This window comes from Bacteroides caecigallinarum, assembly GCF_016901995.1.
Taxonomy (GTDB): domain Bacteria; phylum Bacteroidota; class Bacteroidia; order Bacteroidales; family Bacteroidaceae; genus Phocaeicola; species Phocaeicola cellulolyticus.
The window spans coordinates 77611-102744 of record NZ_JACJLE010000004.1 but is presented as its reverse complement, the minus strand read 5'-3'; the positions used below and the strand labels follow the sequence as shown (position 1 = coordinate 102744).

The window sequence follows — 25134 nt, the reverse complement described above, 5'->3', positions numbered from 1 at the left end:
TTGTTGTACTTTTGCATAACTGACAACCTTGTTAGGAATATAATGTTTAACCAGTCAACTTGGTCAGGAGTTACAACACAAACTGACAACCAAATTCAGTACACTTCAGCTACCCAAAAAGCATATTTTCAAGCGTGCGCACGTTTCACTTAAAACGGGCGTTCATTCGAAACAAAACGTGCGCACGTTTTAGATCAAATGTGCGCACGTTTTTTTCAGTGCTTTCTAAAAGGAAATAAACAGCAAAAAAAAATAAGTACAAAAAATGAAAATGGCGACGCAGTTACGCATCGCCATTCTATTAATAAAGATGAGACAATTTAATTCACATCATAAAAAAGTTCATCAATCAAAACTGATTTATAACTCTACCAAGGTTATTCAAGTACTTCTCCTTTTTCATTGAACAAAACAACACCTTCTTCACCTTCGGCATCAACCAAAGTTACCTGATAAACAGCTGTTCCGTCTTCTGAAACTTCAACTGCTGCAGATTTAACAGTAAAGTCCTTATAACTTTTTGCCAATACTTCCTGAACTGCTTTAGGAAGATCCTTGATTTCTATAGGTTTAAAATCGTTTACATTTGTTACTACAGTAACTTCAGGTGATGAAAAACTTGAAGCGAATGCAACTGTTGTTCCTAATCCCATTACCAATGCTAATGCAAAAAATACTTTTTTCATAATTCAATAGTTTTAAATGTTAGACAATTAGTTTAGTTTTCGTAGAATTAAGTGCAAAGTGCATGCCACAAAGTTTACACCATACATAACCGGTTAATAATCAATATATTAAATCAAAATCCAGATTTTCAGATTTTAAACCGGAATAAATATAGATGTGTAATTTTATACACAATATTGTGGAATAGGATTGTTTATGGGTAAAAATTACTCACAAGAACAGATATAAAAAAAGCCGCTTCAAAAGCGGCTTTTCCATATTAGAATCTTAATCAGAATTCAGAAGTAAAGTGGAACTTGATGTGTTTGAAATCCATCTGTGCCATCTGCAGTACATATCCACTGTCTGCCAGGAACACATCTCTTCCATCACGGTCTTTTGCCATATACTGGTATTTACGTTTCTTGAATGCTTCAAGCTCTTCCGGATCATCACTTTCTATCCAGCAAGCCTTATAAAGACTTACAGGCTCCCAACGACATTTGGCATTATATTCATTTTCCAAACGATACTGGATTACCTCAAACTGCAACTGACCTACAGTACCAATAATCTTGCGGCCGTTGAACTGGTTGACAAAAAGCTGTGCCACACCTTCGTCCATAAGCTGGTCGATACCCTTGTTGAGCTGTTTTGTCTTCATCGGATCGGCATTCTCTATATATTTGAACATCTCAGGAGAGAAGCTTGGGAGACCTTTGAAATGAAGGTTTTCACCTTCAGTCAGTGTGTCACCAATCTTGAATGTTCCGTTGTCCGGCAAACCAATGATATCTCCTGCCCAAGCCTCATCCACTGTAGTCTTACGCTGTGCCATGAACTGTGTAGGCGAAGAGAAACGCATTGTCTTGTTGTGACGTACATGCAGATAAGGGGTGTTACGGGTAAACTTGCCTGAACATACCTTACAGAATGCCACACAAGAACGGTGGTTAGGGTCGATATTGGCCGTTATCTTGAAAATAAATCCTGTAAACTTAGGCTCATCCGGATTTACAGTACGTTCTACAGCTGTAACAGGACGAGGACTAGGAGCAATCTCTACGAAGCAGTCGAGCAATTCCTGAACACCGAAGTTGTTGAGTGCAGAACCGAAGAACACAGGAGCTACATCACCTTTAAGATATTCTTCTACATTGAATTCAGGATATACTCCATCAATCAGTTCAAGCTCGCCGCGGAGTTTGTCTGCAAGATCATGACCTATATGATTGTCCAGTTCCTCTGTATTGATATCTACCTCTACCTTCTCTGTTACAACCTGCTTTGAAGGCTGGAAAAGGTTCAGTTTCTGTTCATATATATTATATACACCGCGGAAACGTGGTCCACTCTCGATAGGCCATGTAAGAGGACGTACCTGGATAACAAGTTCTTCTTCAAGCTCGTCAAGCAAATCGAACGGGTCCTTGGCTTCGCGGTCCATCTTGTTGACAAAGATGATAACCGGAGTGTTACGCATACGGCACACTTCCATCAGTTTTCTTGTCTGGGTTTCCACACCTTTCGCACCATCAACAACGATGATTACACTATCCACAGCAGTAAGTGTACGGTAAGTGTCTTCGGCAAAGTCCTGGTGACCCGGAGTATCAAGGATATTAACCTTATAGTCGTTATAGTCGAACTCCATCACAGATGTGGTAACGGAAATACCACGCTGCTTTTCGATGTCCATCCAGTCGGATGTAGCTGTTTTCTTGATTTTGTTTGATTTTACCGCACCGGCTACCTGAATCTGACCTCCGAAAAGCAAGAGTTTTTCTGTCAACGATGTCTTTCCGGCATCAGGATGGGCGATAATGGCAAACGTACGTCTTCTTTCTATTTCCTGATTCATATATTATTTAGTTGTTAGTCGTTGGTTGTCAGTTGTTAGATCTAAAAACTAAGAACTAATATCTAACAACTCGTCTTTTAAATCTTTATTTCATTAATATCTCCATACATTCCTTGAGACTGTCCATCCAGTATGGTATCTCTATTCCGTAAGTCTCCTTAATCTTGGTCTTGTCAAGCACAGAATAATGAGGACGTGTAGCCTTTGTAGGATAATCCTCTGTATGAAGCGGTTTAACATTGCATCCCTGAATGCCTGCAATAGCATGAATTGCCTTGGTAAAATCATACCATGAGCATACACCTTCGTTGCTGAAATGATACACTCCAGGAACGATTCCCTTGTTTATGGCTGCAAATATTGCCACAGCTAGGTCGCGGGCATATGTAGGAGTTCCTATCTGGTCGAATATAACGCCCAGTGTATCTCTTTCTCTTCCCAAACGCATCATTGTCTTTACGAAATTATTGCCGAAAGAAGAATACAGCCATGCGGTCCTTATAACCATTGTTTCAGGACAATACTTGAATGCTTCCTGTTCTCCGCCGAGTTTGGTCACACCGTAAACAGAGTTCGGGCATGTCTCTTCATCCTCACGGTATGGGATATGTGCCGTTCCGTCGAATACATAATCGGTTGACACCTGAATAAGGTATCCGTTTCTTGCTTTTGCAGCCTTGGCAAGGAAGCCCGGAGCCTGCTGGTTAAGCATCTTGCAAAGTTCAACATTATCTTCTGCCTTATCCACTGCAGTATATGCCGCACAATTGACAATGATATCTATATTGTTCGACATTGCATAATTCATTACAGCCTGCTCATTGCAAATGTCAAGTTCTGCCACATCAGTGAAAAAGTATCTGTACTGTGGATATGATTCCGACAGGATACGCATTTCATTTCCAAGCTGACCGTTGGCGCCTGTCACGAGTATATTTTTCATAACTCCAATTCTCCTTTCTTATCTTTTATATAATAATCGGCAAGAATAGCCAGAAGGTCGCTTATCACTTTAATGGCTTTCTGTGTTTCCTCGCTTATTTCCTTTTTCTGAAGTTTCAGCATAAGTACGCCATACATGGCATCAAAACATGTTTCCAGCTCCGGAACATCCTTATCCGCACCTTTTGCCCTAAGTTCTACAATAAAAGGAAGGGCCTTATAATATGCTGCACTATAATATGGATATTTAGGAGAGCGGAGCAATTGCAAATGCAGGTCTGTAAGCCAGACTATTATATTCTTGTTTATCTGGACATGACCTTTCTCCATCACACCCTCGTCGTGCATCATGTTTGCAAGATCCTTATACCATTGGAACAGTGTCGCTTTCTGTTCTTCCGACACAGGATATGGATCGACTATATCCTTCTTTATCCTGTCCATATCAAAATGATACGCACGAAGCAAATCTTCTATCTGCCACATATAAAGCAGATATTCAGCTATATTCTGCTGTTTTAACTGTTGAGATATATACATATATCAATATAATGAATTTCCTAATAATGCCAAAACCAAGCCCACTATAGAGGCTACTATTACAATGATACCAATAACACGGTTTAAAATCCAAATGCCACGGACATTGAAATGATTACGAACTTTATTAACGAAATATGTAATGCTGAACCACCATGTCAGAGCACCTAACACGATAGCCAGATATCCAACCAACTGAAAACCGACAGGACTTCCTGGCATGACAAATGAAAATCTTGCAAAAAGACCTACAAAAAGAAATATAATCAGAGGATTGGATAATGTAACAAAAAATGCTGTGATGAAATTATGAAGATATGAACCGCGTTTACCGGAAACCGGACGCAAAGCTTTTACAGGGTTACTTCTGAATGTATAGATACCGAAAGCCAGAAGCATTATACTACCTACTATCTGCAACAAAGTCTGGTGCTTGATAATAAGATCATCCATAAAGCTCATGCCGTAACCCGTTATCAATGAATAGCCTATATCGCTCAATGCAGCGCCAAGACCAGTTACAAAACCGAACCAACGTCCCTTATTCAGTGTTCGCTGAATACAAAGAACGCCAACGGGTCCGAGTGGTGCCGAAACCACTACCCCAATAACAAAACCCTTTACCAATAAATCCAGTATAGTAACTTGCTCTAACCAATTCATAGTGCAAAGATGTGACTTTTTTGCGAAAGTACCTATAATTCATGTAGATTTTCTTTCGTAAAAACAGGCTTTTATGTACCTTTGCAACATATTATATATGTTTTTTATTTGTTTTACAATTACAGAATGTCTTTAAACTCAAAAACAATATAAATGTTATGATTCTATTTTTCAGAACCCCTAGTAAAAGCGTGATTGCTACTTCATGCAGTCAGGAATTGAATGCTGAAGACATCAAAAAGTTATGCTGGCTTTACAGTGACGCAACTGTAGAGACTGAAGATAACCTGAAAGGATGCTTCATCGGTCCACGCCGAGAAATGATTACTCCATGGAGTACGAATGCCGTAGAGATCACTCAGAACATGGGTATAAGCGGAATACGCCGTATAGAGGAATATTTCCCTGTAAAAGATGAAAACGCTGAATACGACCCTATGCTTCAGCGTATGTACAAAGGCTTGAATCAGGAAATATTTGATGTGAATATCAAACCGCAACCTATTATTTACATAGAAAACCTGGAAGAATATAACGAGCAGGAAGGTCTGGCTCTCTCACGCGAGGAAATGGACTATCTGCTTAAAGTGGAAAAAGACCTGGGACGCAAGCTTACCGACTCAGAGGTGTTCGGTTTCGCACAAATCAACTCAGAACACTGCCGTCACAAAATATTCGGTGGTACTTTCATCATCGACGGACAGGAAATGGAATCATCACTCTTCCAGATGATCAAGAAAACAACAAACGAAAATCCTAACAAGATTATTTCAGCATATAAGGATAATGTAGCATTCGCTGAAGGTCCTGTTGTGGAACAGTTCGCTCCGAAAGATCACTCTACTTCTGATTATTTCGTAATCAAAGATATCAAGACTGTTATCTCACTGAAAGCTGAGACTCATAACTTCCCTACTACTGTAGAACCGTTCAACGGTGCATCAACTGGTACAGGTGGTGAAATCCGCGACCGTATGGGTGGTGGTAAAGGTTCATGGCCTATCGCCGGTACAGCCGTTTACATGACTTCTTATCCTCGTTCGGAAGAAGGACGCGAATGGGAAAACATTCTTCCTGTACGCCAGTGGTTGTATCAGACTCCGGAACAGATTCTTATCAAGGCTTCAAACGGTGCTTCTGACTTCGGTAACAAGTTCGGTCAGCCGCTTATCTGTGGTTCTGTACTTACATTCGAACATCAGGAAAACAACGAAAAGTATGCTTACGACAAGGTTATCATGCTTGCCGGTGGTGTAGGTTACGGTACTCAGCGTGACTGCTTGAAGGGTAGCCCTGAAGCTGGTAACGAAGTTGTGGTTCTTGGTGGTGACAACTATCGTATCGGTCTTGGTGGTGGTTCTGTATCTTCTGTTGAGACAGGACGTTATTCTTCTGGAATCGAGCTTAACGCCGTACAGCGTGCAAACGCGGAAATGCAGAAACGTGCTTACAACGTGGTTCGTTCACTTTGTGAAGAAGATGAAAACCCTATCGTTTCTATCCACGACCACGGTTCGGCAGGTCACGTGAACTGTCTGTCTGAGCTTGTAGAAGATTGCGGTGGTCTTATCCACATGGACAAGCTTCCTATCGGTGACGAAACTCTTTCTGCTAAGGAAATCATCGCAAACGAATCTCAGGAACGTATGGGATTGCTTATCGATGAAAAGGCTATTGACCACGTAAGAAAGATTGCTGAACGCGAACGTGCTCCTATGTACGTTGTAGGTGAAACTACAGGCGACCACCGTTTCGTATTCGAACAGGCTGACGGCGTCCGTCCATTCGACCTGGCTGTTGACCAAATGTTCGGTTCTTCTCCTAAGACATATATGGTTGACAAGACCGTAGAACGTAAATATGAAAATGTATCATACGATGCGGCAAAACTGAACGAATACGTTAGAACTGTTCTTCAGCTTGAAGCTGTAGCTTGTAAGGACTGGTTGACAAATAAGGTTGACCGTTCGGTAACAGGTAAGATTGCACGTCAGCAGTGTCAGGGTGAACTTCAGTTGCCATTGAGTGACTGTGGTGTGGTAGCTCTCGACTATCGTGGAAATGCCGGTATCGCAACAGCTATCGGTCACGCTCCTCAGGCTGCACTTGCAGATCCTGCTGCAGGTTCTGTTCTTGCCGTTTCTGAAGCTCTGACAAACCTTGTATGGGCTCCTTTGGCAGACGGTATGGACAGCATTTCTCTTTCTGCCAACTGGATGTGGCCTTGCCGCTCACAGGAAGGTGAAGATGCAAGACTTTATACAGCAGTGAAGGCTTTATCTGACTTCTGCTGCTCACTTCAGATAAACGTTCCTACAGGTAAGGACTCATTGTCAATGACTCAAAAATATCCTAACGGAGAAAAGATTATCAGCCCGGGAACAGTAATCGTTTCTGCAGGTGGTGAAGTAAGCGACGTCAAGAAGGTGGTTTCTCCTGTTATGGTTAATAAGGAAAAATCTACATTCTATCATATAGACTTCAGTTTCGACCAGTTGCGTCTTGGAGGTTCTGCTTTTGCTCAAAGCCTCAACAAGGTAGGTAGCGATGTTCCTACAGTACAGAACCCAGAATACTTCCGCGATGCATTCCTCGCAGTTCAGGAACTTATCAACAAGGGACTGATTCTTGCAGGTCACGATATTTCTGCCGGTGGTCTTATCACTACATTGCTTGAAATGTGTTTCGCTAACACAGAAGGCGGTATGGAAATCGAACTTGACAAGATTAAATGTGATGATATTGTCAAGATTCTGTTTGCAGAAAATCCGGGTATCGTTATACAGGTAGCAGATAAGAACAAAGCTGAAGTCAAGAAGATTCTTGAAGATGCAGGCGTTGGTTTCGTGAAACTTGGTAAACCGACAGAAGAACGTCATATCCTCGTTTCTAAGGATGGTGCAACTTACCAGTTCGGTATCGACTATCTGCGCGACGTATGGTATTCTACTTCATACCTGATGGATCGTCATCAGAGCATGAACGGATGTGCCAAGAAGCGTTTCGAAAACTACAAACAGCAGCCTGTTGAATTTGCATTCAACCCTTCATTCACAGGTAAGCTTTCTCAGTTCGGACTTGATCCTGACCGTCGTACTCCAAGCGGTATCAAGGCTGCTATCATCCGCGAGAAAGGTACTAACGGTGAACGTGAAATGGCATACATGCTTTACCTTGCAGGATTCGACGTTAAGGACGTTACAATGACTGACCTTGTAAGTGGTCGCGAAACATTGGAAGACATCAACATGATTGTATTCTGCGGTGGTTTCTCTAACTCTGACGTTCTTGGTTCTGCTAAGGGATGGGCCGGTAGCTTCCTGTTCAATCCTAAAGCTAAAGCAGCTCTTGACAACTTCTACGCACGCCAGGATACATTGTCACTCGGTGTATGTAACGGTTGCCAGCTGATGATGGAACTCGGACTTATCACTCCTGAAGACAAGAAGAAAGGCAAGATGCTTCATAACGACTCACACAAGTTTGAATCTAACTTCCTTGGCGTGACAGTTCCTATGAACCGCAGCGTAATGTTCGGCTCATTGAGCGGTTCTAAGCTCGGTATCTGGGTAGCTCACGGAGAAGGTAAGTTCTCATTGCCTTATCCTGAAGACCACTATAATGTAGTTCTGAAGTATTCATACGATGAATATCCTGGTAATCCTAACGGTTCAGACTACAGCGTAGCAGGTATCGCTTCACAGGACGGACGTCATCTTGCAATGATGCCACACCTTGAAAGAGCTTGCTTCCCATGGGAAAATGCTTATTATCCAGCAGAACGTCTTGGTGAAGACCAGATTACTCCATGGATGGAGGCATTCGTAAATGCTCGCAAATGGGTTGAAGCAAACAAGAAATAATACGTAACATTTTGTTATTAATAATATCAAAAAGGTTTTCCCGGGTAAAATCGGGAAAACCTTTTTTTCGTTTTATTTTGATTTCCAATCATTTTTAGCGACATTTGCAATGTATAACTTCATAATGCCATGTTTTATAGAATTGTCCTTACATTTATCATATTATTCTCATGTATATTAAATTCATACACTCAAATATACAAATACATTGACATGAAAGACGGCCTCAGCAGCCGACGTGTCCTATCTATATGCCAAGGAAATCAGGGATATATGTGGATTCTGACACACAAAGGTGTGGACAGATTCGACGGAAAGAATTTCAAGCACTACCAACTGACGAGAAATAACAATACAGTAAACTTCTATCCAAACCTTAATCAACTTGCCACCGACGCCGAGAACAAACTATGGGAAGCGGGAAAAGATGGATACATATATAAATACGAGGAGATGAGAGATTCATTTCGTCTTGTATTCGACATGAAACAGACATATCCGCAATACAAGGATCTACCCGTATCTGCCATATATTTTGGTCATAATGAAATATTAATGACTTGCGATAAAGATATTGTTATTTACAATACGGAGAAAGACAGCACTTCATGTATTACCAATCTGCTAAATGAGGATATTTCATACATAGCACAGGATGAAAATCCCGGTGAATACTTTCTGGCATCAAAAAGACATATTTACAAAATCAAGAGAACACTTTCCGGCACATATTCTAAAGAAAACTATGGCTTGGATGAGGTTGGATTGATAGATTACATTTATTACCACAAAGAAACCGGATATCTGATTATAAACTCCCTTATAAATGGATTATACCTTTATGATACGGATAAAGCCATTCTACATAATGTAGGTAAAGTATTGACAGACGTAAGCATAAATACAATAAAGCCGTATGGCAATTCAGGATGCGAGGTTCTGATAGCAACAGACGGAGACGGAGTTTATAAGCTGAACCTGAAGGACAGAACTTTCGCCAGCTTCCTTACAGAGGACTATTCCAGACAGAATAGAATGAATGGAAGCATTGTCAAGGACTTATGCATTGATCATGACGGACGTATATGGAATGTAATTTACCCTACCGGTATCACTGTATATACAGAAAAATATCAGCCATACGAATGGATCAGACACTCCAAAGACAATAGTAATTCACTAATAGACAACAGAATTAATGCCATTATGACCGATTCGGATGGCGATGTATGGTTTGCTACCAGCAATGGTATAAGCTGTTTTGACCGCTCGGCAAAGAAATGGATAAACTATCTGTCATCATTTGCTAAAGATTCGAAGAATGATAACCATATATTTACGTCTTTATGCGAATACAAAACGGGAGAGATACTGGCTGGAGGATATATGTCTGGAATATACCGCATAAACAAAAATAGCCAAACAGCCAACTATGCAATCAGACTTGCACCAGATAATGATGAAACACCTGACAAATATATAAGAAGCATAATCCGCGACTCTGACAATATACTTTGGGGAGGAGGCTTCCAAAGCTTAAGGATGTATGATCCCCAAAATAAACGTACAAGCATCTATCCATCAACATATCCGATAACATGCATAAAGGAAAAAGACAAAAAATCATTATGGATAGGAACAATAGACGGACTGTACATTTTCAGTAAGCCTGAAGAAAAGCTGGAAAAATTCAGAACTGAAGAAGAAACCGGGTGTGTAAATTCCATATGCATTACTCGGGATGGGAGCTATACATTCGTAGGAACGTACGGCAACGGACTTTTCATCATAGACAATATTTCAGGAGAGGTAAAACATTATACTACTGCAAACTGTAGCCTTATTACAAACAACATTTACAGTCTGGTAGAAAACAAATATGGCGACATAGTTCTGGGAACAGAAAACGGAATTTCCCTATTCAGCATCAAGGACAAAATGTTTACAAACTGGACAGGGGAACAGGGCCTTTCAGCATATAACTTCAACCAAGGGGCTGCCGTAAATACTGGATATGGAGAGATTATATTAGGTAGTAATGACGGAGCAATTGTACTTGCTGACAGTATGAAACTGCCTGAGAAATTTTCTTCTCATATGGTTCTTGACAACCTTAGCATAATGTACAAGCCTGCATACCCGGGCGAAAAAGGTTCGCCATTGAAAAAACTGCTTGACGAGACATCGATCCTGGAGTTGGAATTCAATCAGAATACCTTCTCCATAAACGTATCTTCTGTCAACTACGACAATCCGTCAAATATATATTATACTTGGAAACTGGAAGGCTTCTTCGACGAGTGGAGCAGTCCCAGTGAAGATGGAATGATAAGATATACTAACATATCACCGGGAGAATACAGACTAAGAATAAGAGCAATACTTCTGGACAACAACCAATTGCTGGAAGAGAGAAACATCAGTATTATCATCAAAAGTCCTATATGGCTTACTTCATGGGCCATAATGCTTTATATAGTATTAATATTCGGAGCGGCATTTTCACTTTACAGATATAAGATGATAAAGAAAGACAGACGTATATCGCAGGAGAAAATAAATTTCTTTATACATACGGCTCACGACATACGTACACCACTTACACTTATAAAAGCGCCTTTGGGAGAAATTCTGAAAAAAGAGAAGCTTTCGTCCGAAAGTACCATGAACATAAACCTGGCTCTACAAAACACTGACAACCTTTCGGAACTGGCGAACAAACTGATGAACTTCCAGAAAGAAGAGCTTTACAGTCCGCAAGTCAGCGTAAAAAAATATGAACTTAATTCATATCTTAAAGAATATCTTCAACAGTTCAAAAACTATGCTGAGCAACAGGAGGTTACTTTGAAATACGAAAGCGATTTCAATGAGCTGGAAGTGTGGATAGACCGTAACAAAATGGATTCGATATTAAGGAATCTTATATCGAACGCCATTAAATATACTCCCAAGGGTGGATATGTGGATATAAACGCATCACATAATAAAAAGAACTGGAATATCGACATAACCGACACCGGTATAGGAATACCTAAAAAAGACAGGAAGAAGATGTTCAGATATATGTTCAGAGGACAGAACGCAACAAACCAGCTTATCACCGGTTCAGGTATCGGAATGCTTCTGACATGGAGGCTAATACGCAACCATGAAGGACGCATATCGTTCACCAGTGAAGAGAATTCCGGTACAAGCTTCCATTTGTCGTTCCCTATCAGAAGCAGAAAATATATATACCGTGATGAAAATCCGGAAGAATGGAATGAAGCAAACATACAGGAAGGATGGGCATACACCATAGCTTCACAAGAAGACCAGCAGACAGAATCCACTGTCACACAAACGGAGAATAACATCCCGGAAAATGCTCCACACATTCTAATTGTAGAAGATAACGATGTGTTGAGAAACTTCCTGATGCAATCGTTGGCAGACACATACCACACATTCGGTGCAGAGAACGGAAAAGAGGCCCTTGACACAATAAGAAAGAAACAACCGGATCTGATTATATCGGATGTAATGATGCCTATAATGAACGGATACGAACTATGTAAAGCCGTAAAAGGTAATATGGCAACCAGTCATATACCGTTTATTATGCTTACTGCCCTTGGCGAAAAGAAGGATATTATTGACGGTCTGAAGACTAAAGCAGACCTGTATATAGTAAAACCGTTCGACATAACCCTTCTTAAAGCCAATATCAGCAATGTTCTTGAAAACAGAGACCTGATAAGGAAAAGGCTTCAGGAACTTATAGTATCCCTGCCACAACAAAAAGAAGATACGGACGAGAATTCTATATCATCAGAAGAAAATGACGTGCCGGAAATGATCTCCACACTTGACGAAGAGTTTATCCGTAAAGTGACCGGACTTATAAAAGAAGGACTTGGAAAAGGTCTGAATGTGGATACCTTATGTGCAGCCGTAAACATGAGCCGTACAAGTTTCTACAACAAGATCAAAGCACTTACAGGTGAACCTCCAGCCGAGCTTATCAGGAACATACGTATGCAGGAAGCTGCCATATTACTGAAAACAAAGGAATATACCGTATCAGAGGTTTCAGACATGCTCGGATTTGCCGACCCGAAATATTTTGCAGATACATTCAAAAAATATTACGGTGTTCCTCCTAGAGATTATATGAAATCAGTTAATAACTAAAAACAGAGAAAGAAGCTAGTTCTTAATTAACGACATGATATATCTAAATTATTTTACAATATTCTTCCGAATAGGACTATTCACTATAGGAGGCGGTTATGCCATGGTTCCACTTATTGAAGCGGAAATAGTTGATAAAAGGAAATGGATAAAAAAAGAAGAATTCCTTGACCTCATGGCATTGTCGCAAACAGTTCCGGGAATATTCGCCGTCAACATCGCAATCTTCATAGGATATAAACTGCGTAAATTCTGGGGAGCATTCTTCATGGCTTTAGGAACAATCATGCCATCATTTCTGATAATACTGGCCATTGCACTCTTCTTCAGGCAGTTCCAGCATCTGGAACCTGTTGAAAGAGTATTCAAGGGCATACGTCCCGGAGTAGTGGCATTAATTGCAGCACCTACTTTCAAAATGGCTAAAACCGCACGTATCAACAGATACAATATATGGATTCCGGCAGTATCTGCACTGCTTATATGGCTGCTCGGCTTCTCGCCTATCTACGTAATTATTCTGTCAGGACTTGGCGGATATATTTACGGGCGATATAAAAGAAAAACTGAGGATAAAAGCAAATGACAGAGAGTTGAAAGTCAGTAAAAGCCACACCCAAATTCTTAATTATTAACTTTTAATTTTTAATTTACAACATGATATTCCTACAACTATTCTATACATTCTTCAAGATAGGTCTCTTCGGATTCGGCGGAGGCTATGCAATGTTGTCCATGATACAAGGTGAAGTTGTGACACGTCATGACTGGCTCAGTTCTTCTGAATTCACAGATATAGTTGCCATCAGCCAGATGACACCCGGTCCTATCGGTATAAACTCTGCAACATACGTTGGTTATACAGCTGTAGTTAATGCCGGCTACTCTCATGGAATAGGCGTTTTAGGTTCTGCCATAGCAACATGTTCTGTAGTCTTGCCTTCATTCATCCTGATGATATTGATAAGCAAATTCTTTTTGAAATATCAGAAACACCCTGTAGTGGCTTCTGTATTCGACGGGCTACGCCCAGGAGTAGTGGGACTTTTAGCATCTGCTGCCCTTGTACTGATGAATACCGAGAATTTTGGTTCGGACACTTACAGCATAATAACGAGCATAGCGATTTTCGCTTCAGTGTTCATTGCTTCACACAAATATAAAGTCAATCCTATACTTCTTATCATACTCTGCGGCATCGCCGGATTTATATTATATTGACACATCATCTAATTACTCATAGTATCTGAAGATTGCATTTCATATATAGTAAAAATGCGAAAATAAAATAAATGATTTTCAATTTTCCGTTTTTTTCATATATTTGCAATGTTTTGTTCCAATATGCCTATTTACAGGATGAGGATGAAAAGGGAATCGGGTGAAAATCCCGGACAGTCCCGCTGCTGTAATCTCCACAGAATAAGGATAGCTTAATATCTGTTTAACCACTGTCAAACTTGATGACGGGAAGGTAAAGCCATCCGGAGTAAGTCAGAAGACCTGCAAAACAAGAAATCATACCACAGCATTCTCGAGGAAAGAATGATGCGGATACATGTAATTTTTGTAAGACACTTATTGAGTAAGAAATGGGCAAACTGAATTATGTTGTCCACAGGTACGCTGTAACTGTACTGTTTTTATGTCCGATAATGGTATCTATGGCACAGAAGAACAACACAGACAGCATCACCGGTAGGATACACCAAATTCCGGACGTTACTATCAGTGCGAGAAAGACTCCATCAGCCTTAATGGCAACGTCACCGCTTCAGATACTGAAAAAATCAGAGCTGGAGCGTATGGGAGTGTATGATGTAGCCGAAGCCGTAAAACACTTTTCGGGAGTTAATGTAAAAGACTACGGAGGTATAGGAGGACTGAAAACTGTTTCCATAAGAAGTATGGGAGCACAGCATACAGGAGTTATATACGATGGAGTAAGCATAAGCGACTGCCAGTCTGGACAAGTTGATATTTCAAGGTACTCTCTGAGTAATGTATCAGAACTTTCTCTTACAATTGGTCAGACTGATGATATATATCAAAGTGCAAAAGCTTTTGCCTCGGCAGGAGTTATCAACATAAAGACTATAACACCTGACATAGAAAAAGGTAAATACAGTATTAACGCTTCCTTCAAAACCGGCTCATATGGTTTGATTAATCCCTCTGTAATGTATAGCCATAAAATAACCAATAAAACTGGTCTTTCATTTTATGGAGATTATCTGCAAGCCGACGGTAACTACAGATTTAAATTATGGAACGGAAACCAACTGATTGATGCAAAAAGGAACAACAGCGACATACGTTCTTACAGAGCAGAAGCAAATCTGTACTCATCCATTACCTCCAAACAAGACCTACAAGTAAAAGCATACCTATTTGACTCTGAAAGAGGACTGCCGGGAAGTGTGGTTTACGACAATCCTTATTCTGCTGAAAGACTGTACGATAGAAACTACTTCGGACAAGTGCGTTACGAAAACAGATGGAATAAACGGTTGAAAATGCAGGTACTTGGAAAATTCAACTACAGTTGGAACAGAGACTATAACGACAAGTCATCCGGAATAACAGACGACCGATACAGACAGACAGAGACCTATCTGTCAGCCACTGTAATGGGCAGTCCGGTAAAGAATCTTTCTTTCTCATTTGCACAGGATTTTGCATATAATTATCTGCACACCAACCTGAGAGACTGCCAGTTTCCCGAAAGATTTACTGTACTCAGTGCTTTAGCTGCCAGATATGAACGGACTAATTTCTCAGCTTCGGCTTCACTGCTCAACACATACATAACAGAGAATGTGAAGATAGGGAAAGCTGCAGATGACAGGAAACGTCTGTCTCCTGCCGTCAGTATATCGTGGAAACCTTTACGTCAGCACGGATTAAGGATAAGAGCCTCGTATAAGGATATATTCAGAACTCCTACATTCAACGACCTGTATTATCTCCTTATAGGGAATACCAATCTTCGTCCGGAAACCACACGACAGGGAAACTTCGGAGTGACATACAATAGATCGGACTCTAACAGACGATTCAGATTCCTTAGCCTTTCAGCTGATGTATATTATAATAAGGTCAACGACAAGATTGTTGCAGTTCCCACCATGTTTGTGTGGAAAATGATGAATGTCGGTAAAGTTGAGACTATAGGAACAGACATAAACATATCGTCGGAATACAGTCTGACAGACAAAATAAACCTTTATCTCACAGCTAACTATAACTTTATCCAGGCAGAGGATATAACCGACCCTGAATCAAAAACATGGAGAAACCAGATTATATATACTCCAAAACATTCAGGAGGAGGAAGTCTCACAATAGAGAACCCATGGGTGAATATTACATATAATGTAACCTTTGCTTCTGAGAGATATACTCTGGCACAAAACCTTCCTTCGTACCGTATTGAGCCATATTCCGATCATAGCTTATCGGCATACAGATTTTTTTCCTGGAAAAAGCACAAATTCAAGATTCAGCTGGATGCATTAAACCTGAGCGGAAAAAACTATGAGGTCATAAGATTTTATCCTATGCCGGGAAGAAACTATAAAGTATCACTGAGTTATATTCTATAACAGATAAAACTCTATGAATAAGAATATTAAATCATTAAACAACAACAAATAAAAACAGAACATTATGAAATTGAAATTCATTTATCTTACAGCAACTATGTTTCTTATCACTGCAATGACATCATGTAATAACGATGAACCGGGAATTGATGGTGGAACAGAAAAACCTGTAATCACCACAGGAGCATACATAATTAACACTGGCAACTGGGGTGCCAATGACGGTTCAATACAATGGTACGATATAGACAAAGGCACAGCGTCATCTGATATTTATGCAGCAAGTAACGGCAAAGGAATAGGTGACCTTCAGGACTTATGTGTTTATGGCTCTAAACTATATGCAGTAAGCACCACTTCTTCAAAAATAGAGATACTGGACAAGGAAGGAAAAATAATAAAAAGCATGCCACTTACAACGTCCGACAATAAACCTCTGCAACCAAGATTTGCCACAGCAGGCGACGGATTTGTATTCTTTACTGCATACGACGGTACTGTTTCCAAACTTGATACCCTGTCTCAAGAAATAGTTTCTTCTGTAAATGTAGGGGATTATCCGGAGGGATTGTCATACACCAAGGGAAAAATCTTCGTAAATATCTCCGGATATGGTATGGGAAATACAGTTGCGGTAGTAGATGCAAAGACCATGACCAAAGTCGAGGATATTACAGTTTTGCTTAATCCTTATACGCAAAGCATTGTGGGTAGCGACGGATTTGTGTATATTGTATCAAATGGTAACTATGCCGGATCTGAAGGACTAGAAGAGGAGGATTATATCTACGGAACTATGCAACGTATAAATCCAGATACATATCAGGTTGAGGAACTATGCAACGCTTCATACATAGCCAACAATGGCGACAAGATGTATATTCTCTACTCTGAGTACCATCTGCCGGAAAGAGCAAAGTGTTTCGTATATGATATCAAGACCAGTAAAGAGACAGAATTCGTAAAATTCAGCGACATACCAAACCCAGGCGGTATAGCTGTTGACCCTGAGACAGAAGATGTGTACATAATAAACCAGCCATACGGAGCGTTGAACGACGTATATGTGTACGACAAAAACGGCAACAAAAAATCTCAATTTGAAGCCGGTCAATACACTACAGGAATACGTTTTGTAACAGAATAACAGCCAAAAGAAGAAATATCTGCATCATTATTATAATGAAGAAATCATTTTTACTATCTGCCAATATAGTAACATTAGTCCTGCTTCTCTCTGCATGCAGCGGAGGAAGCAGGACTTCCTCGCATTCTGAAACTCCTGTCGATACAGTAAAATTCAGTTATGCGGAAAACATCAGAATTCTGAAATTCAAGGATTATACCAAAGTGGAACTGCGCAATCCATGGGATACACTGAAAACTCTGCATACGTACATACTGACAGACAGAGACAATACCAACACCGGCAATCTGCCCGAAGGAACTATAGTTCGTACTCCTTTAAATAATGCCATTGTTTACTCATCTGTTCACAACTCCCTCTTGGCCGAAACAGGAGCTATCAAATCCATAGCCGGAGTGTGCGACATTCAGTATATCAAGCATCCACAGATAAAGGAGATGTACGAAGGTGGCTTCATAGCCGACTGCGGCTCTTCAATGAGTCCCGACATAGAAAAGATTATCGACCTCAATGCCGATGCGGTACTGCTCTCTCCTTTTGAGAATAGCGGCGGGTACGGAAGAATAGAAAGTATAGGAATACCCATCATAGAATGTGCCGACTATATGGAGACATCTCCCCTAGGCAGAGCAGAATGGATGAAGTTTTATGGACTCCTTACAGGTAAAGAGGAAGAGACTGACTCACTGTTCAGAAAAATAGAGAAACAATATCTCACTCTGAAACATATGACAAAAGATGTCCACGACCGCCCTACTGTGATTACTGAATTGAAATATTCATCTGCATGGTATGTTCCCGGAGGAAGAAGCACCATGGCCAGGATGATAAACGATGCCGGAGGAGACTACATATTCAGCTATACAAAGGAAAGCGGCTCAGTGCCTATGTCGTTTGAGACAGTTCTGGACAAAGGTCAGAAAGCTGACTTCTGGCTCATAAAGTATAATCAGAAACAGGATAAGACATACTCCGAACTGAAAAACGACTACTCTCCATATACCAATTTTGACGCGTGGAAAAATAAACGTATCTTTGGATGCAATACCTCGTACGTAAACTTCTACGAAGAGACGCCTTTTCATCCGGAGACTCTGCTCAGAGACCTGATTATAATCTTCCATCCGGAAATTATGAAAAATGAAAAGACACAGTATTATACAGAATTGAAGTTTTAACTGTTGATTTTGATTACTCGTCTATTAAAGAATAAAATTTTGAGAAACAAGAATACCATATATATCGCACTGCTTGCCATCCTGACTGTAACCCTTGCCGCCATAAGTCTGTATTATGGTTCAGTCAGTATTCCGGCATCTGTGGTTACCGATATACTTTCAGGTGGAGAGGCGGAAAAAGCCAGCTGGACTTACATTGTCCTACAGTCGCGTGTGCCACAGACCATTACAGCTATACTAACCGGAGCCGCACTTGCCGTGTCCGGACTTATGCTGCAGACTGTATTCAACAATCCTCTGGCAGATTCCTCCATACTGGGAATAAGTTCCGGCTCCAGTCTCGGAGCCGCACTGGTAATACTTGGTATGGGAGGAAGCATAACGGTATCTACCATCAGTCTCGGCGGATTTCTGTCCGTCATCGCTGGAGCCATGGCAGGCGCATTCGCCATAATGGCATTCATACTGTTTCTATCCACACTGATAAAGAACAACGTCATGCTTCTGATAGCCGGAATTATGACAGGGTACGTCACTTCATCGGCAATATCACTTCTAAACTTCTTCTCTACAGCCGAAGGAGTACACTCCTACGTCACATGGGGAATGGGAAATTTCGGAGGTGTATCGCTCACTCAACTTCCCGCCTTCTCTTCAATGATACTAATAGGGCTGGCAATATCCGTAATGCTCATAAAGCCTATGAATGCTCTTTTGCTGGGAACTAGATATGCGGAAAATCTTGGCGTAAATATCCGCCGAACAAGGAATATGCTCCTGCTGTCAACAGGAATACTGACTGCCGTAACAACTGCGTTCTGCGGACCGATTTCGTTTATCGGGCTGGCTGTACCTCATATTGCACGGCTTCTGCTAGGAACATCAAACCATAACTCACTTCTCCCCACAACCGCACTCTGTGGAGCAGCAATGGCTCTGTTATGTTCGATAGTGAGCATACTTCCGGGAGAGAATGGTATCATACCGATAAATGCCGTAACACCGGTACTCGGAGCTCCGGTAATAATATATGTAATTATAAACCAGAAGAAAATACAATACTTTAACTGATGGAAAACAACGATGTGATTACAGCTTCCAATCTGAGTATCGGCTACCACACGAAAAACAGGAAAACTACCGTACAGTCCAACCTCAACTTCACACTGAAGGGAGGCAACCTGACATGTCTGCTTGGTCCGAACGGTGCGGGAAAGTCAACTCTCCTGCGCACAATCTCCGCATCGCAACCTATATTGGACGGTAGCCTCAACATTATGGACAAACCTGTAGAAAGATATTCAGAAAAGGAACTGTCGCGCACCATCGGACTTGTACTGACGGAAAGGATTTTTGCAGGAGCATTGACGGTACGACAGCTTGTAGCCCTTGGACGCCAGCCGCACACCGGTTTCTTCGGACGCTTGTCTGCTTACGACAAAGAAATAATAGACCATGCGCTGCATCTTACAGGAATAAGCCATAAAGCAGAAACTTATACGGCTAACCTCTCTGACGGAGAACGCCAAAAGGCCATGATAGCCAAAGCCATAGTACAGGAATGTCCGATAATACTTCTTGATGAACCGACCGCATTCCTTGATGCAGTAAGTAGAATAGAAATACTCACATTGCTCCACCGGCTGGCGCATGAAGAAAACAAAGCCATATTACTCTCCACCCACGACATAGAGCAGGCACTGGTTACAGCCGACTATCTATGGCTACTCACTCCTAAAAACGGAATACATTCCGGAGTGACGGAAGACATAATATTATCCGGACTGATGGACAGGCTTTTTCCTGAAGCAGAAATTAAATTCGACCTTATGCACGGAGGATACTCCCCTACCGTGAAAGCCGACCGTTCCATCATACTATATACAGACGACCAGATACTTAAACACTGGACACAGAACGCACTGAACCGCCACGGATTTCTGTGTCTGGACAAACAGGCAGCACAGGAAGACAAAAAACTGCCGGAACTTAAAGTTCTGTCATCATCAGAAATGCAATTACATATTGATGAAAAGAACTATAGTTGCGGCAGTTTCGGCGAGCTTATATCTATACTAAGTTAAGATATATCAGATATATACACAGATTTCATCCATATCCTTTCTTTTCTTCTCCGGTATTTCAGTATCAGGTGTATAGCCCACAGGAATTAGAGCAACCGGCTCCATCTCCTCAGGCAAGGACATCAACTGATGGCAGAGTGCAGCATCGAAATTACATACCCAGCAAGTACCTAGCCCCTGTTCCGCAGCAGCAAGACACAGATGCTCGATAGCTATTGCCAGATCAATATCTGCATGATCCTTATTGTCCGAGCGACGATGCCATGACTCATCATGTTTGGCACATGCCACAATAATACATGGAGCAGACATTATCCATTCACGCTTATAAGTTGATTTTATATCATTCAGCTTATCTTTGTCCGTTACAATATAGAATTTCCACGGCTGGAAATTCACAGCTGACGGAGCCATACGAACACATTCCATGATATAATCTATCTTCTCTTTCTCAATCTGACGTTCTTCGTATGAACGTACAGAATAACGCTTATTTACCAAATCAAGAAAACTCATAAATTAAAGTATTATTTTAGTTGTTAGTATGATACTAAATGTTTTTTAATCTATCACAAATTGATTATAAACTCCACACCGGCAATATTGGTCTTTGTGGAAATATCATCCTGCCTGCAATAAAAAACCGATAATGAATACATATCAGTAAGATTCATCCTTAATCCCGGCATATAGCGGATTCTTTCAGCTTTGAAAGCATCATTATTCTCCAAATCATTGAAGGTCTCAATTGAAAAATACGGGACCAATATAGTTGATGGTATATTATAGTCAAACATCAGTCTGGAACGAATTATCATCTCATCATCGCCTAAAGCGAATGTATGTTGAAACCTCTCCCTCCAGCGGATTCTGAAATCGCCCTTCTTCCAGAATGCTTCCGAGCCCAGATGATACCTGTAGGCATTGAAGTTACCCTTCGAAGCACTACTCCTGCGATGATAGGCAAAGACACCTTTCAGTTCCCATTTAGGCAGAACCTTGTAACCCAATCCGGCATTTATAAAAAATCTCTCAAAAGCACTGAAATTATCCCTTGACCTGACTTGCACTTTCGACATAAGTCTAAGATTCTTATTAAACTTATGATTTACAGCTACAGATGTCCATGAACTCCAGTCAGCCCCGTCCTGCGCCATCAATGGAAAATTTCCCAATGCAAGAAGCCCACAAATTACCAACAATAATATACCCGACCTATGTGTTTTCATAATTTTATAACTTTTTACAGTCACAAAGATATAACAAATCAAACGATTTAACTAAGTTTGCAGTCGATTTATAAACTATAGGATAATCAAACAAAAAGAAAATTCTTTATTCATGAAACTTGTAATATTCGATTTAGACGGCACATTACTGAACACAATAGCCGACCTGGCTGCGGCTACCAACTATGCACTTGAGCAATATGGACTTCCTACACATAATGAAGAGGAATATAAGTTTTTCGTAGGAAACGGAATAAACAAGCTATTCGAACGTGCATTGCCGGAAGATAAGAAAAACGATGAATATGTTATGAAAATACGCTCTGAGTTTGTGCCTTATTACGATGCGCACAATTCAGATCTGAGCAAACCTTATCCTGGAATGAACAGTCTTCTGGCAGATTTGCAGAAAAACAACATACAGATAGCAGTAGCTTCAAATAAATATCAGGCAGCAGCCGTAAAGCTGGTAAGACAGTATTTTCCTGACATAAACTTCTGCGAAATACTCGGGCAGCGTGATGGAGTTCCATCAAAACCGGACCCAACAATAGTAAATGAGATATCAGAACATGCAGGCATATGCAAAGAAGAAATCGTGTACGTTGGCGATTCATGCGTTGACATGGAAACTGGTAAAAATGCAGGAGTAAAAACTGTTGGAGTAAGCTGGGGATTCCGTCCTAGAACAGAACTTGAAGCATACCAACCGGATTTCATTGCCGATGATGCGAATGAGTTGAAAAGTTTCTTATTGGAACAATAAATAAAACAGTAAAGGAGATAAAGAAGTTAAAGGAGATAAAGCTCAACACTTTATCTCCTTTAATACTTTTATATATCATAACAACAGAGCCGATACACCATCACGGCGTACCGGCTCTTTCTCTGAATTAAACAACCAATAAATAGAGAATCGTATATGTTATCGTATGAACAATAACTCACGATACTTAGGTAAAGTCCACATCTGGTCATCGACAATCAGTTCCAACTTATCTATATGATAACGGATAAGTTCAAGCATTGGAGCGATGTTATCGTGATAAGCTATGGCTTTCTCGCGTTCGGAAGTAATCTTATTAGCCACCTTACGAGCCTCTACCATAGAGTCAACGTGTTCTTTTATATATGCAGTGCGTTCTGAAATTTCCTTAATGATAGCCACATTTCCAGCAGACAGTCTTTCTGCTTCTTCAGCTGGGAACAAACTTTTCATCTTGAATACATTATCAATAAGTTTTGTCTGATAGCTGATAGCTACAGGCACTACATGATTCATAACCAAGTCTCCCAGAACACGTGCCTCAATTTGAATTTTCTTGGTATAAGTCTCCCATTTTACCTCATTGCGTGCTTCAAGTTCCTTACGTGTCATTACGCCTGTTGACTCAAACATCGCTACACTTTCAGGTTTCAGATAGTTATCGAAGATAACCGGACAGCTGGTTTCGCAGTCCAATCCACGCTTGAGAGCTTCTTCTTTCCATTCGTCACTGTAACCATTACCGTCGAAACGGATAGGTTTACTTTCTTTTATGTATTTACGCAATACCTGTAACAAAGCAGAAACTTTCGGTTCGCCTTTTTCAATCAGGTCATCCACTTCTTTCTTGAATATGACAAGCTGTTCTGCAACTGCTGTATTCAATGCAATCATGGCACTTGCACAGTTGGCTTCAGAACCTACTGCACGGAATTCAAATCTGTTTCCGGTAAACGCAAATGGTGAAGTACGGTTACGGTCTGTATTATCAATCAGCAATTCCGGAATCTGAGGTATGTCAAGTTTCATTCCTTGCTTTCCTCCCAATGATACTAAATCTTCATTGGCATTTTCCTCTATATGGTCAAGAACTTTGCTTAACTGTGAGCCAAGGAAAGAAGAAATGATTGCTGGAGGTGCCTCGTTTGCTCCCAGACGATGAGCGTTAGTAGCACTCATGATAGAAGCCTTAAGCAGTCCGTTATGTCTGTAAACAGCCATCAATGTATTGACTACGAATGTAACGAAACGCAAGTTTTCTTCTGTTGTCTTTCCTGGAGCCATCAGTAGAACGCCGGTATCAGTTCCTAAAGACCAGTTGTTATGCTTACCGGAACCATTAACACCCTTAAAAGGTTTTTCGTGAAGCAACACTCTGAAACCATGTGCACGTGCCACTTTACGCATAAGTGACATAACCAGCATATTATGGTCAACAGCCAGATTACATTCCTCATATATCGGAGCAAGCTCAAACTGGTTAGGAGCAACTTCATTATGACGTGTCTTTACAGGAATACCAAGTTCAAGTGCCTGTATCTCCAAATCCTTCATAAATGCTGCGACTCTGGTAGGAATTGCTCCGAAATAATGGTCTTCAAGCTGCTGGTTTTTAGAAGCCTCATGTCCCATCAGTGTACGTCCTGTAAGCAACAGGTCCGGACGAGCTGCATACAAACCTTCGTCAACAAGGAAATATTCTTGTTCCCATCCCAAGAAAGCTGTAACCTTCTTTACGTTAGTGTCAAAATAATGACATACAGCCACCGCCGCTTTATCTACTGCACTAAGAGCCTTAAGCAGTGGAGCCTTATAGTCAAGCGACTCGCCTGTATATGCTATAAACACAGTAGGAATGCACAATGTATCGTCAACGACAAATACAGGAGACGAAGGATCCCATGCGCTATATCCACGAGCCTCGAATGTATTTCTTATACCTCCGTTTGGAAAAGATGACGCATCAGGTTCCTGCTGTACAAGAAGTTTACCGGAGAATTCTTCCATCATGCCACCTTTACCATCATGTTCCACAAACGCATCATGCTTCTCGGCTGTTCCTTCCGTCAGAGGCTGGAACCAGTGTGTATAATGTGTTGCACCAAGTTCGCTTGCCCAACGTTTCATACCTGCTGCCACTTCGTCTGCAGTCTGTCTGTCAAGTGTCGCTCCATGATCCATCGCATCTACCAACTTTGCATAAACCGTACTTGGAAGATACTTGAACATTTTCTCCCTGTTGAATACATATTTGCCAAAATACTCACTCGGACGGCAGCTCGGAACGCTTACCTCCATAGGCTTTGTCTGGAAAGCCTTTTCCACTACATTAAAACGAATCATATTTATTTAGTTGTTAGGTTATTCAATGAATAATTAATAATTAAAAACGAGTTGATGTCTTCATTATTCAC

The 25134-nt window shown here is 40.8% G+C and carries 18 protein-coding genes and 1 riboswitch; of the genes, 10 read left to right on the top strand and 8 right to left on the bottom strand.

The genetic code is table 11. The features are described from left to right. Nucleotides 1-377: 377 nt before the first annotated feature. The 5 genes from H6A61_RS02135 to H6A61_RS02115 all read right to left on the bottom strand — a co-directional run bounded on the left by H6A61_RS02135 (nucleotide 378) and on the right by H6A61_RS02115 (nucleotide 4672). Entirely contained in the window at nucleotides 378-686 is a 309-nt protein-coding gene (locus H6A61_RS02135; protein WP_154043262.1) for a hypothetical protein, read from the bottom strand. 272 nt (nucleotides 687-958) lie between these two features. Continuing rightward, complete coding sequence (locus tag H6A61_RS02130) at nucleotides 959-2527, bottom strand: peptide chain release factor 3 (protein ID WP_204390584.1); 1569 nt, start codon at nucleotides 2525-2527, stop codon at nucleotides 959-961. 85 nt (nucleotides 2528-2612) lie between these two features. Further along, nucleotides 2613-3470, bottom strand: coding sequence for a dTDP-4-dehydrorhamnose reductase (rfbD, locus tag H6A61_RS02125; protein ID WP_204390583.1), 858 nt, complete (start codon nucleotides 3468-3470; stop codon nucleotides 2613-2615). Then, nucleotides 3467-4009 carry a DUF4924 family protein gene (locus H6A61_RS02120; protein WP_154043259.1) on the bottom strand — a complete coding sequence of 181 codons (543 nt, stop codon included), beginning with the start codon at nucleotides 4007-4009 and terminating at the stop codon, nucleotides 3467-3469. Before H6A61_RS02120 ends, rfbD begins: the two co-directional genes overlap by 4 nt. A 3-nt stretch (nucleotides 4010-4012) precedes the next feature. After that, on the bottom strand, nucleotides 4013-4672 hold the full coding sequence (locus tag H6A61_RS02115; protein WP_204390582.1) for a LysE family translocator: 660 nt from the start codon (nucleotides 4670-4672) through the stop codon (nucleotides 4013-4015). Between the two features lie 158 nt (nucleotides 4673-4830). Here H6A61_RS02115 and purL point away from each other — a divergent pair, with 158 nt between their 5' ends. The 9 genes from purL (at nucleotide 4831) to H6A61_RS02070 (ending at nucleotide 20725) form a co-directional block, all read left to right on the top strand. Then, on the top strand, nucleotides 4831-8535 hold the full coding sequence (purL, locus tag H6A61_RS02110) for a phosphoribosylformylglycinamidine synthase (RefSeq protein WP_154043257.1): 3705 nt from the start codon (nucleotides 4831-4833) through the stop codon (nucleotides 8533-8535). A 213-nt stretch (nucleotides 8536-8748) separates the two neighbouring features. Beyond that, nucleotides 8749-12711 (top strand): hybrid sensor histidine kinase/response regulator transcription factor, encoded by a 3963-nt coding sequence (locus H6A61_RS02105; protein WP_239469061.1) that lies wholly within the window; start codon nucleotides 8749-8751, stop codon nucleotides 12709-12711. A gap of 34 nt (nucleotides 12712-12745) precedes the next feature. Beyond that, nucleotides 12746-13297: a chromate transporter gene (locus tag H6A61_RS02100; protein ID WP_154043255.1), complete on the top strand. Its 552-nt coding sequence runs from the start codon at nucleotides 12746-12748 to the stop codon at nucleotides 13295-13297. Nucleotides 13298-13368: 71 nt separating this feature from the next. After that, the gene (locus H6A61_RS02095; protein WP_154043254.1) at nucleotides 13369-13932 is read left to right on the top strand and encodes a chromate transporter; all 564 of its coding nucleotides are present in this window, start codon (nucleotides 13369-13371) and stop codon (nucleotides 13930-13932) included. 96 nt (nucleotides 13933-14028) lie between these two features. Continuing rightward, a riboswitch (cobalamin riboswitch) is annotated at nucleotides 14029-14236 on the top strand. A 67-nt stretch (nucleotides 14237-14303) separates the two neighbouring features. Beyond that, nucleotides 14304-16316: a TonB-dependent receptor domain-containing protein gene (locus H6A61_RS02090; RefSeq protein ID WP_204390580.1), complete on the top strand. Its 2013-nt coding sequence runs from the start codon at nucleotides 14304-14306 to the stop codon at nucleotides 16314-16316. A gap of 64 nt (nucleotides 16317-16380) precedes the next feature. After that, nucleotides 16381-17463 (top strand): YncE family protein, encoded by a 1083-nt coding sequence (locus tag H6A61_RS02085; RefSeq protein WP_204390579.1) that lies wholly within the window; start codon nucleotides 16381-16383, stop codon nucleotides 17461-17463. 35 nt (nucleotides 17464-17498) lie between these two features. Beyond that, entirely contained in the window at nucleotides 17499-18641 is a 1143-nt protein-coding gene (locus H6A61_RS02080) for an ABC transporter substrate-binding protein (RefSeq protein ID WP_154043251.1), read from the top strand. Nucleotides 18642-18680: 39 nt separating this feature from the next. Then, complete coding sequence (locus H6A61_RS02075) at nucleotides 18681-19712, top strand: iron ABC transporter permease (protein WP_204390578.1); 1032 nt, start codon at nucleotides 18681-18683, stop codon at nucleotides 19710-19712. Beyond that, entirely contained in the window at nucleotides 19712-20725 is a 1014-nt protein-coding gene (locus H6A61_RS02070; protein ID WP_204390577.1) for an ABC transporter ATP-binding protein, read from the top strand. Before H6A61_RS02075 ends, H6A61_RS02070 begins: the two co-directional genes overlap by 1 nt. A gap of 6 nt (nucleotides 20726-20731) precedes the next feature. Here H6A61_RS02070 and H6A61_RS02065 read toward each other — a convergent pair whose 3' ends face one another. Then, nucleotides 20732-21241, bottom strand: coding sequence for a nitroreductase family protein (locus tag H6A61_RS02065; protein WP_154043248.1), 510 nt, complete (start codon nucleotides 21239-21241; stop codon nucleotides 20732-20734). Between the two features lie 53 nt (nucleotides 21242-21294). Further along, nucleotides 21295-21954 carry a DUF2490 domain-containing protein gene (locus H6A61_RS02060; RefSeq protein WP_204390576.1) on the bottom strand — a complete coding sequence of 220 codons (660 nt, stop codon included), beginning with the start codon at nucleotides 21952-21954 and terminating at the stop codon, nucleotides 21295-21297. Between the two features lie 112 nt (nucleotides 21955-22066). Here H6A61_RS02060 and H6A61_RS02055 point away from each other — a divergent pair, with 112 nt between their 5' ends. Then, nucleotides 22067-22720, top strand: coding sequence for an HAD family hydrolase (locus tag H6A61_RS02055; RefSeq protein WP_204390575.1), 654 nt, complete (start codon nucleotides 22067-22069; stop codon nucleotides 22718-22720). Nucleotides 22721-22879: 159 nt separating this feature from the next. Here H6A61_RS02055 and H6A61_RS02050 read toward each other — a convergent pair whose 3' ends face one another. Further along, nucleotides 22880-25063: a glutamine synthetase III gene (locus H6A61_RS02050; protein ID WP_239469060.1), complete on the bottom strand. Its 2184-nt coding sequence runs from the start codon at nucleotides 25061-25063 to the stop codon at nucleotides 22880-22882. Between the last annotated feature and the right edge of the window lie 71 nt (nucleotides 25064-25134).

Coding starts and splice junctions, on each gene's coding strand:
- H6A61_RS02090 (WP_204390580.1), top strand. CDS start 14,304: ATGGGCAAACTGAATTATGTTGTCCACAGGTACGCTGTAACTGTACTG.
- H6A61_RS02085 (WP_204390579.1), top strand. CDS start 16,381: ATGAAATTGAAATTCATTTATCTTACAGCAACTATGTTTCTTATCACT.
- H6A61_RS02070 (WP_204390577.1), top strand. CDS start 19,712: ATGGAAAACAACGATGTGATTACAGCTTCCAATCTGAGTATCGGCTAC.
- H6A61_RS02105 (WP_239469061.1), top strand. CDS start 8,749: ATGAAAGACGGCCTCAGCAGCCGACGTGTCCTATCTATATGCCAAGGA.
- H6A61_RS02130 (WP_204390584.1), bottom strand. CDS start 2,527: ATGAATCAGGAAATAGAAAGAAGACGTACGTTTGCCATTATCGCCCAT.
- H6A61_RS02060 (WP_204390576.1), bottom strand. CDS start 21,954: ATGAAAACACATAGGTCGGGTATATTATTGTTGGTAATTTGTGGGCTT.
- H6A61_RS02100 (WP_154043255.1), top strand. CDS start 12,746: ATGATATATCTAAATTATTTTACAATATTCTTCCGAATAGGACTATTC.
- H6A61_RS02050 (WP_239469060.1), bottom strand. CDS start 25,063: ATGATTCGTTTTAATGTAGTGGAAAAGGCTTTCCAGACAAAGCCTATG.
- rfbD (WP_204390583.1), bottom strand. CDS start 3,470: ATGAAAAATATACTCGTGACAGGCGCCAACGGTCAGCTTGGAAATGAA.
- H6A61_RS02065 (WP_154043248.1), bottom strand. CDS start 21,241: ATGAGTTTTCTTGATTTGGTAAATAAGCGTTATTCTGTACGTTCATAC.
- purL (WP_154043257.1), top strand. CDS start 4,831: ATGATTCTATTTTTCAGAACCCCTAGTAAAAGCGTGATTGCTACTTCA.
- H6A61_RS02095 (WP_154043254.1), top strand. CDS start 13,369: ATGATATTCCTACAACTATTCTATACATTCTTCAAGATAGGTCTCTTC.
- H6A61_RS02135 (WP_154043262.1), bottom strand. CDS start 686: ATGAAAAAAGTATTTTTTGCATTAGCATTGGTAATGGGATTAGGAACA.
- H6A61_RS02120 (WP_154043259.1), bottom strand. CDS start 4,009: ATGTATATATCTCAACAGTTAAAACAGCAGAATATAGCTGAATATCTG.
- H6A61_RS02115 (WP_204390582.1), bottom strand. CDS start 4,672: ATGAATTGGTTAGAGCAAGTTACTATACTGGATTTATTGGTAAAGGGT.
- H6A61_RS02055 (WP_204390575.1), top strand. CDS start 22,067: ATGAAACTTGTAATATTCGATTTAGACGGCACATTACTGAACACAATA.
- H6A61_RS02080 (WP_154043251.1), top strand. CDS start 17,499: ATGAAGAAATCATTTTTACTATCTGCCAATATAGTAACATTAGTCCTG.